The organism is Terribacillus saccharophilus (assembly GCF_046592895.1).
GTDB classification, from domain to species: Bacteria; Bacillota; Bacilli; order Bacillales; family Amphibacillaceae; genus Terribacillus; species Terribacillus saccharophilus_D.
Genome location: NZ_JAWVPU010000010.1, coordinates 1 through 1247 on the forward strand (window position 1 = coordinate 1; position 1247 = coordinate 1247).

Annotated in this window: 9 tRNA genes and 1 rRNA gene; all 10 read left to right on the top strand. The window is 50.1% G+C overall.

What is annotated here, in order from left to right:
• Positions 1-298 precede the first annotated feature (298 nt).
• The 10 genes from rrf to SFC66_RS17205 all read left to right on the top strand — a co-directional run bounded on the left by rrf (position 299) and on the right by SFC66_RS17205 (position 1240).
• Positions 299-411 (top strand): 5S ribosomal RNA (rrf, locus tag SFC66_RS17160).
• Positions 412-424: 13 nt separating this feature from the next.
• Positions 425-500 (top strand) — tRNA-Val (locus SFC66_RS17165).
• 4 nt (positions 501-504) lie between these two features.
• Positions 505-580, top strand: a tRNA-Thr gene (locus SFC66_RS17170).
• Positions 581-585: 5 nt separating this feature from the next.
• Positions 586-661: transfer RNA gene (locus SFC66_RS17175), tRNA-Lys, on the top strand.
• Between the two features lie 31 nt (positions 662-692).
• Positions 693-777 (top strand) — tRNA-Leu (locus SFC66_RS17180).
• 12 nt (positions 778-789) lie between these two features.
• Positions 790-864, top strand: a tRNA-Gly gene (locus tag SFC66_RS17185).
• A gap of 28 nt (positions 865-892) precedes the next feature.
• A tRNA-Leu gene (locus SFC66_RS17190) sits at positions 893-977 on the top strand.
• A gap of 9 nt (positions 978-986) precedes the next feature.
• Positions 987-1063 (top strand) — tRNA-Arg (locus SFC66_RS17195).
• A 3-nt stretch (positions 1064-1066) separates the two neighbouring features.
• Positions 1067-1143 (top strand) — tRNA-Pro (locus tag SFC66_RS17200).
• Positions 1144-1164: 21 nt separating this feature from the next.
• Positions 1165-1240: transfer RNA gene (locus SFC66_RS17205), tRNA-Ala, on the top strand.
• The last annotated feature ends 7 nt before the right edge of the window (positions 1241-1247 follow it).

Sequence of the window (1247 nt, forward strand, 5' to 3'; positions counted from 1 at the left end):
GAAAAGGCCGCTTAGAAACGGAAGGATAAGTAAGAGGCCGTAAAGGGGTAATTTCCCTTGAAGGGCTATTGCTTATACTGGAGTTTCTGGCCTTTGGAGCTGGATCTAGCCTCAGCGCTAGTTAGTAAGTCAACGCCAAAGACCAAGCACTCCGGTGCTTGGCCGCATGAGATGTTCCAGCATGAAAAGTTTCTTATCTAGTTTTGAAGGTTTACTTCAAAAAAAGTGTTGCTTTTTCTTTTGAAAAATGCTACAATATATCTTGTCCTTAAGAAAAGGACAAACATTGATTATCCGATCTGGTGGTAATAGCGAAGAGGTCACACCTGTTCCCATGCCGAACACAGCAGTTAAGCTCTTCAGCGCCGATGGTAGTTGGGTTCGCCCTGCGAGAGTAGGACGCTGCCAGGCGGATATATAATCCGGAGGATTAGCTCAGCTGGGAGAGCATCTGCCTTACAAGCAGAGGGTCGGCGGTTCGAGCCCGTCATCCTCCACCATTTAGCCGGTCTAGCTCAATTGGTAGAGCAACTGACTTGTAATCAGTAGGTTGGGGGTTCAAGTCCTCTGGCCGGCACCATGTAAGAGCCATTAGCTCAGTTGGTAGAGCATCTGACTTTTAATCAGAGGGTCGAAGGTTCGAGTCCTTCATGGCTCACCATTCATTTTAATACTGTGCGTATTTAATCTATGCGGGTGTGGCGGAATTGGCAGACGCGCTAGACTTAGGATCTAGTGTCTTATGACGTGGGGGTTCAAGTCCCTCCACCCGCACCATTTAGATTAAACGCGGAAGTAGTTCAGTGGTAGAACATCACCTTGCCAAGGTGGGGGTCGCGGGTTCGAATCCCGTCTTCCGCTCCATAACTACTTAAATCAACTAATTCAGCTTGCCGGGGTGGCGGAATTGGCAGACGCACAGGACTTAAAATCCTGCGGAGGGTTCCTCCGTGCCGGTTCGAGTCCGGCCCTCGGCACTTAAATATGCGCCCGTAGCTCAATTGGATAGAGCGTTTGACTACGGATCAAAAGGTTAGGGGTTCGACTCCTCTCGGGCGCGCCATAACGGGAAGTAGCTCAGCTTGGTAGAGCACTTGGTTTGGGACCAAGGGGTCGCAGGTTCAAATCCTGTCTTCCCGACCACTTTCACTTTCATAATATAATGGGGCCTTAGCTCAGCTGGGAGAGCGCCTGCTTTGCACGCAGGAGGTCAGCGGTTCGATCCCGCTAGGCTCCACCATTTAATT